Here is a 6,933-nt window from a genome sequence, read left to right as displayed (position 1 = left end):
CTCACCCGAGGGAATCAGCCCCGCAGCGCGGGGGCAAGCGGACATCGACAGGGTTGGAGCCCATTCTGCAACAGGCTCTGGGGTCACCTTTGAAGAGACGTCACAGGGGCCTCCACAGACCTCGCCGAAATATGACAGTCTCCGCGTCCGGAAGCGGCATCGCGCCATGTCTTCGTGGATCAGACGCCCTGTCTTCGCGAAACAGCGGTCGCGTCAGGCCCCCGGTGGCACCGCAGCCGGATCGATCTCGATCAGCCGGCCGCGCTCAGGACCGCAGGCGCGGCAGTGGCAACTGCGCAGGGCGCGCCGCGGGCGGCGGACGAAGGCGTGGTCGCGACCGCAGCCGGTGCAGCGCCAGATCACCCGCGCCTGCGCCGCCGCCTGAAGATAGTCGATGCGATGGGTGGTGGCCGGCACCTCGCCGATCGCCAGCATCACCGCCCGCCAGCGTGCGTCATGGCCGCATGACCGGCCATGCTCCAGATCGGCGATCAGATGGGCGCATTCATGCAGGAAGGTCTGATCGCGGTCGGCCTCGTGGCCCGGACGCAGCAGGTCGGGGTGCAGCATGATCAGCCGGCGCCCCGGCCAGGCGCTGCCGGCACGGGTCCGCATCCGCCGGCCGGCGCTGACACTGGCGGCCATGCAGGCGGCAAAGCCGCAGCTTAAGGCTGCAGCACCGTGAAGCCGCCCGTCCAGCAGCTGCCAGCGTGCTGCCAGCCCCGCCACGCTGCCAAGATCCCGCAGCCGGTGGTCCAGCGGATGGTTGGGCACGGGCTGGCGGTCGGAAGAGAGATCCGGCTGAGCCTGTGACGGAGCGGCGCTGGAGGACGCTGTGGATGCGGGAGATTTGCCGGTGGCGGTCATGGGGCTCGACGGTGGCTGCGGGCGGATGCCAGACTGGCGGGCCCGGATGCGTTAGGCAAGCGTTGTGGATGCATGCCAGCCTTCCCAAACCGCCACGGAACCGCCCCCGATGCCTCGCCTTGCCGCAAATCTCGACTTCCTGTTCACGGACCGTCCGCTCTCTGCACGCATCGATGCCGCCGCCGCCTGCGGCTTCACCGCTGTCGAGATGCAGTTTCCCGAACGCATGCCCACAGCGGAACTCGGCCGCCGGCTCAAGGATGCGGGGCTGGACGTCGCCCTGATCAACATGCCGGTCGATGACTGGGACCGGGGCGGGCGGGGTTGTGCCGCCCTGCCCGGCGCGGATGACCGCTTCCGCGGCGCCCTTGACGACGGGTTGGCACGCGCCGTGGCGATCGGGGCCGGACGGGTGCATGTGCTGGCGGGCGTGGTGCCGCGGGATGTGCCGATGCCGCTCGCGCGCGCGAGCTATATGGCGGCGCTCAGGCATGCGGCCGATGCCGCCGGCGCGGCCGGCATCGGCATCACCATCGAGGCGATCAATCCGCGCGACATGCCCGGCTATTTCCTGAGCGATCCCGACGAGGCGGCGGCCATCGTGCGCGAGATCGGCCACCCGGCCCTCGGTCTGCAATTCGACCTCTATCATACCCAGATCACCCGCGGCGATCTGACCCGGCGACTTGATCGCGACGCCGATATCATCGCCCATGTCCAGATCGCCGGTGTCCCGGACCGCAGCGAGCCGGATCGGGGCGAAATCGCTCCCGGCCATCTGCTCGACCATCTCGACAGGCTGGGGTATGACGGGTGGGTCGGGTTGGAATACCGGCCATGCGCCCGCACCGAAGACGGTTTCGGCTGGGCGGCGCGCTGGGGCATCCATGGTTGAGTGGCGCCGACGCGGAGCCTGCCCGCCGTCCAGGCTGCCCGCGACAAGAAAAACGACCGTCTTCAGGAGGCGTCCATGACTGATGCGGCCCTGCCCCGCGTGACCTATTCGAATACCGGCACCGATTTTTCCGCGGTCCACGACCGTCTGGACCGGTTGTTTCCGCAGGTGGAGGCCGCGCTGGCCGATGCGCCGGTGATCCGGCCGCTGATCGACGGCGCGGCGATATCCGGTGGTGCGCGCTTCCAGGTATCGAGCCCCATCGACCATGCCCTGCCCGTCGCCACGGCCGAAGCGGCATCCGCCGACATGGTCGTGCGTGCCGTGGCAACCGCACGGGCGGCACAGCGCGCCTGGGCCGCCCGGCCATGGGATGAACGGTCCGCGATCATCCGCCGGGCCGGCGACCTTCTGGACGCCATGAAATGGCAGATCGGCCCGGTTCTGGTGATCGAAGTCGGCAAGTCGCGGATGGAGGCGATGGGCGAAGCCGAGGAAGCCGCCGATCTGGCCCGCTATTATGCCACCGAGATGGAGCGCAACCAGGGCTACAGCCGGGTGCTGCCGCAGGCCCGGCCGCGCGAAAGCTGCGCATCGGTGTTGCGGCCCTATGGCGTGTTTGGCGTGATCGCGCCGTTCAACTTTCCGGTGGCGCTGTCGGTCAACATGATCTCGGCGGCGCTGGTCACCGGCAATGCCGTGGTCTACAAACCCGGTCAGATCAATGTCGCCTCGGGCCGGCTGCTGGTGCAGGCCTTTCACGAGGCCGGGGTGCCGCCGGCGGTGCTGGCCTTTCTGCCCGGAGGGGCCGCGACCGGTGCCGCACTGGCCGCGGCCGATCTCGACGGCATCGTCTTCACCGGCAGCCACGATGTCGGCATGGCCATCCACCGCCAGTTTGCGGCCGGACCGTGGGCGCGGCCGGTGATCGTCGAGATGGGCGGCAAGAATCCAGCCTATGTCACCGCGTCGGCCGATCTGGACCGGGCGGCCGAAGGTGTCGCCCGTTCGGGCTTCGGGCTTCAGGGGCAGAAATGCTCGGCTCTGTCGAAGGTCTATGTCGCGGCAGCGGTCAAGGACGACTTCCTCGACCGTCTGACGCGCCAGACGGCCACCCTGCGCCTCGGCGATCCGCGCGACCGCGCGGTGTTCATGGGGCCGGTGGTCGATGGCCGTGCCACCGATCGCTATCAGGCAGCGATCGCCGCGGCACTCCGCGACGGGCGGGTGGTCATGGGGGGCGAACGATTGGCCGGCGGCATCCACGACCGCGGCCATTATCTGGCGCCGGCGATCATCGACGGCCTGACGCCCGACCATCGCCTGAACCGCGACGAGCTGTTCCTGCCGGTGATCAGCGTGCAGGGCTTCGACGATCTCGGCGCCGCCATCGACGACGGCAACCGCGTCGCCTATGGCCTGACTGCCGGCTGCTATACCACCGACGCGCGCGAACAGTCGCTGTTCCTGGACCGGGCCGAGGCCGGCGCCCTCTATGTCAACCGCGCCAGCGGCGCCACAACCGGCGCCTGGCCGGGCCATCAGCCGTTCTGCGGCTGGAAGGGATCGGGCGGCGCGGGCGGCAAGGGCGGGCTGGGGCCCTGGTATCTGCCGCAATTCCTGCGCGAGCAGANTCTGCGGCTGGAAGGGATCGGGCGGCGCGGGCGGCAAGGGCGGGCTGGGGCCCTGGTATCTGCCGCAATTCCTGCGCGAGCAGAGCCGGACGATCATGCTCGACTGACAGCCGTCAAACCCCCTTCAGACGGCGAAACCCGCATAAGCCTGCAGGCTTATGCGGGTTTCGCCGTCTGTGAAGCGGGGTATCTAGCGCCGGTGCGGGCGCGGGCTACGCCTGTATCAACGATGGGCCTGGTCAGCTATGGGCCTGGGGCATCCGCGAGGAATGATGCGACACGATACGCCAGCCATCGCTGGTCTTGCGATAAATCAGGGTATAGCGGGCCGGAACCGAGACCTCCCGGCCCTTCTCGGTGTAGGCGAAGGTGTAGAAGCCGGTGGCGGTGCCGACATCCGGGCCCAGAACCGTGATCCAGCCATCGCCGAAGGTCACCTTCAGGTCCGGACGCTGCGCCACCAGATTGCCGTAATAGCGGACGATGCCACCATTGTTGAACATCACGCCATCGGCGTCGTCGCTCATCATGATGGCGTCATTGCCATACATGTTGGTGACGACGATGCCCTGCTGGCCGCTGTTCAGCGACCAGGCCCAGCTGGCCAGGGCCGCATCGATCTCCGACTTCACCTGGTTCGGGTCGAATGCGCGGGCACCGGCAAGCGCCGAGGGTGCCACCGCCGCGATCACCGCCGAGGCGGGCGGCGGGGTCGGCTTGGGCATCGGGCGCGGCTCGGTCGCCAGGGCTGCGGTCTGGATGGGCTTGGCCTTGCTGGCCGTGGCCGCATCGGCGGCAATCGGTGACAGTACACCTATCGCTGCAATCGCCCAGGCCATCAGCCCTGCGCGGATCGGGGACGTTACGGTCATCAAGGCAAACTCCGGCTTCTCGACTGTCTCGACACTGAATGGCTCTGGTGGGCCTGCGTGGCAGACACAATGGCACGCATCAAGGCTGCCGCCAAGCCCTGATTGCAGGGGGAGACCATCGCGGTCCGACCGGCTATACTATTGATATAACACAGATAATCGGGATGGTATGACCGGCGGCCGGGCGAGGTGACAGCCCCCTCCCCTTCCGGCCGGCCCTACCGAGGTCAGTCTGGTAGGGCCGGCATCACTTGCAGACGCCGTGATAGCGCAGCAGCCATTCACGCCCCTGCGAGGCCGGGGCATTGCCGATCACCCGCTCCTCGCGGTTCTGGATGGTATATCCGTTTTGACACAGGCGCTTACGGTCGAGTTCTCCCATGAGAATTCCGGTTCGCAGCGCTTCGCCCTGATTGGTATCCTTGGCGTATTCGCCTTTGTCGAAGGCCGTCGCCTCGAACACGAAATGCCGGTCGTCCTCGACGATGATGTCCGACCGCATGTCGCGGTCACGCTGGCCGGGAATACAGCCGACCAGCAGGGCCAGACCGGACAGCGCAAGCACGATCCGCCCCCTGGTCCGCCGTCTGGCCCTGACGGCCACCAGAGCCTGTGGGAAACGGTTCCGGACGACGGCCGGCGAAGATGGCGACATGGCGATGAAACTCCAGCAACGTGGCGGGGTGCGCGGCCACAGCCTGACATGGCGAGGGGCACCCCGTCCACCAGCTTGCCCGTCCTCAGGCGCCCGCGGTCTGGTGCTGCACCCTCATCTCGTCAAGGAAACTGTCGATGTCATGACGCAGCGTCTCGACCTGGGTCGACAACAGTTCGGATGCCTGCTGCAAGCCGCGCGCGGCGGCGCCTGTATCATCGGCAACGCGGTTGACCTCACCTATGGTCGCCGATACCTCCTGCGAGCCCACGGCGGCCTGCTGAACATTGCGGGCGATCTCGCCGGTGGCCGCAGTCTGCTCTTCCACCGCACTCGCAATCGTGGTCGATATCTCATTGACATTATTGATCGTAATACCGATTGCGCGGAACGCATCGACCGATTTTGCCGTGGCCGCCTGGATCGTGCCGATCTGGGCCGCGATATCGGCCGTGGCGCGGGCCGTCTGCCCGGCCAGAGTCTTCACCTCACCCGCGACCACGGCAAAGCCCTTTCCGGCGTCGCCAGCCCGCGCGGCCTCGATGGTGGCGTTCAGCGCCAGAAGATTGGTCTGCTCGGCGATATCCTCGATCAGCCGCACGATATCCCCGATCCGTCCCGCTGCGTCGGTCAGATCCTGAATCGTCCGGTCGGCCCCCTCGGCCTGTTCCGTCGCCTTCGTCGCCACAGAAGCCGACCGCAACACCTGACCGGAAATCTCGCGCAGCGTGCCGGCCATCTCTTCGGCGGCAGCGGCAACGGTCTGAACATTGGCCGATGTCTGTTCGGCAGCCGCGGCGGACGATCCCGCCCGCCCGCGCAGATCGTCCGCCAGGCGCGTCATGGTGGCGGCAGTGGTCTGAAGATGACCGATTGCACCACCGACCTCGCCCATCACCGCAACCACGCGTCCGTCGAAATCCCTGATCCGGCGTTCCAGCTGCGTTGCCCGCTCCAGCCGCCGGGCCTGCGCCTGTTCGCGTTCCTCCGACAGCCTCCGTGCGGTGTCTTGGCCCTTGCGCAGCACATCCAGCGCCCGCGCGATCACCCCCACCTCATCACGACGATCGACGCCCGGCACGGTGATATCCTGGCGGCCACCGGCAATAGCGTCGACAGCACCCGCGATGCGGCTCATCGGCCGGCTGATGCCCTGCATGCCGACAACCGCCGCGGCAGCCAGCCCACCCACGATACCGGCCGCCGAAACCACCACCAGCAACATGGCGCGGTCGGCGTAATAACGATCCAAGGTCGAGATGCCATCATCGACGGCATGGGCGTTCGCCGCCGCCAACACCCGCAGGGACTCGTTCAATGCCTTTCGGTTGCTGCGGTTCTCCTCATTGTCGCCATAGATGCGGGCGGCCGGCGCCCCCTCGACACGACCGATCCGGACCAGTTCGGTGCGGAACTGAATGAAGGCCTCGGCCTTGCGCATGGCATCGTCGAATTCGGGCCGGCTCCCGGCCGGCACCAGGGCCTCCCAGCTCTGCATGGTCTGGCGCAGTTCAGTGAGACTGTCGAGCAAGGGCTTGCCGAACCGCTCCACCCGTTCAGGCGTCTCGGCCATATAGACGCCGCGGCTGTCCATCACCGTCGCCAGGACCAGGGCGTTGGCCCGCTCTCCCAGAACCGTGCGCTCCGACGCCCGACGCATCGTCTCGGCGTGCTGATAGCTGGTCTTGAGCGCGTCGAATCCCAGCACCGCCACCACAACTGCAACCAGCGCCATCACCAGCACAAGCATTGCAGCCTTCACGGCGACCGACATTCGCCCCAGCACATGATCCATCTCAGCCATCCTCATATCCGGACATGGCCTGGACAACAGGGCCATATAGGCGGAAACACTAGCATTACAGTTGCGTATTTCCTAAAGTTCTGAATCAATGGGTGACCATGATTCGGAGGGTCATGGAATGTCTGGGGGGATGTCCCGGTCATTGTTGAAAAAGGGAGAGCGGCGTTGCTCGCCTTGAGCCGTTAGGCTCGGGGTGTCGAATCCTC

The 6,933-nt window shown here is 67.1% G+C and carries 5 protein-coding genes and 1 pseudogene; 2 read left to right on the top strand and 4 right to left on the bottom strand.

From position 1 onward, the window contains the following. Positions 1-213: 213 nt before the first annotated feature. Positions 214-774, bottom strand: coding sequence for a SprT family zinc-dependent metalloprotease (locus IEW15_RS24595; RefSeq protein WP_188583043.1), 561 nt, complete (start codon positions 772-774; stop codon positions 214-216). Positions 775-976: 202 nt separating this feature from the next. On the opposite strand from IEW15_RS24595, the gene IEW15_RS24590 reads away from it, so the two are divergent. Next, a complete protein-coding gene (locus IEW15_RS24590; protein ID WP_188583041.1) occupies positions 977-1,762 on the top strand; it encodes a hydroxypyruvate isomerase family protein in 786 nt (261 codons plus the stop codon). 75 nt (positions 1,763-1,837) lie between these two features. Further along, a pseudogene (locus IEW15_RS24585) lies at positions 1,838-3,370 on the top strand (aldehyde dehydrogenase family protein); the annotation flags it as partial. Between the two features lie 265 nt (positions 3,371-3,635). Here the strand turns inward: IEW15_RS24585 and IEW15_RS26835 are convergent. From IEW15_RS26835 to IEW15_RS24570, 3 genes are all read right to left on the bottom strand, one after another. After that, a complete protein-coding gene (locus tag IEW15_RS26835) occupies positions 3,636-4,268 on the bottom strand; it encodes a nuclear transport factor 2 family protein (protein ID WP_188583039.1) in 633 nt (210 codons plus the stop codon). A gap of 247 nt (positions 4,269-4,515) precedes the next feature. Beyond that, on the bottom strand, positions 4,516-4,833 hold the full coding sequence (locus IEW15_RS24575; RefSeq protein ID WP_188583037.1) for a hypothetical protein: 318 nt from the start codon (positions 4,831-4,833) through the stop codon (positions 4,516-4,518). Positions 4,834-5,008: 175 nt separating this feature from the next. Further along, complete coding sequence (locus IEW15_RS24570; RefSeq protein ID WP_188583035.1) at positions 5,009-6,727, bottom strand: methyl-accepting chemotaxis protein; 1,719 nt, start codon at positions 6,725-6,727, stop codon at positions 5,009-5,011. Positions 6,728-6,933 lie beyond the last annotated feature (206 nt).

The organism is Tistrella bauzanensis (genome assembly GCF_014636235.1).
Classification (GTDB): Bacteria; Pseudomonadota; Alphaproteobacteria; order Tistrellales; family Tistrellaceae; genus Tistrella; species Tistrella bauzanensis.
Note: the sequence above shows the minus strand (reverse complement) of the source record. Positions and strands in the feature narration are given on the sequence as shown.

Coding starts and splice junctions, on each gene's coding strand:
- IEW15_RS24590 (WP_188583041.1), top strand. CDS start 977: ATGCCTCGCCTTGCCGCAAATCTCGACTTCCTGTTCACGGACCGTCCG.
- IEW15_RS26835 (WP_188583039.1), bottom strand. CDS start 4,268: ATGACCGTAACGTCCCCGATCCGCGCAGGGCTGATGGCCTGGGCGATT.
- IEW15_RS24570 (WP_188583035.1), bottom strand. CDS start 6,727: ATGGCTGAGATGGATCATGTGCTGGGGCGAATGTCGGTCGCCGTGAAG.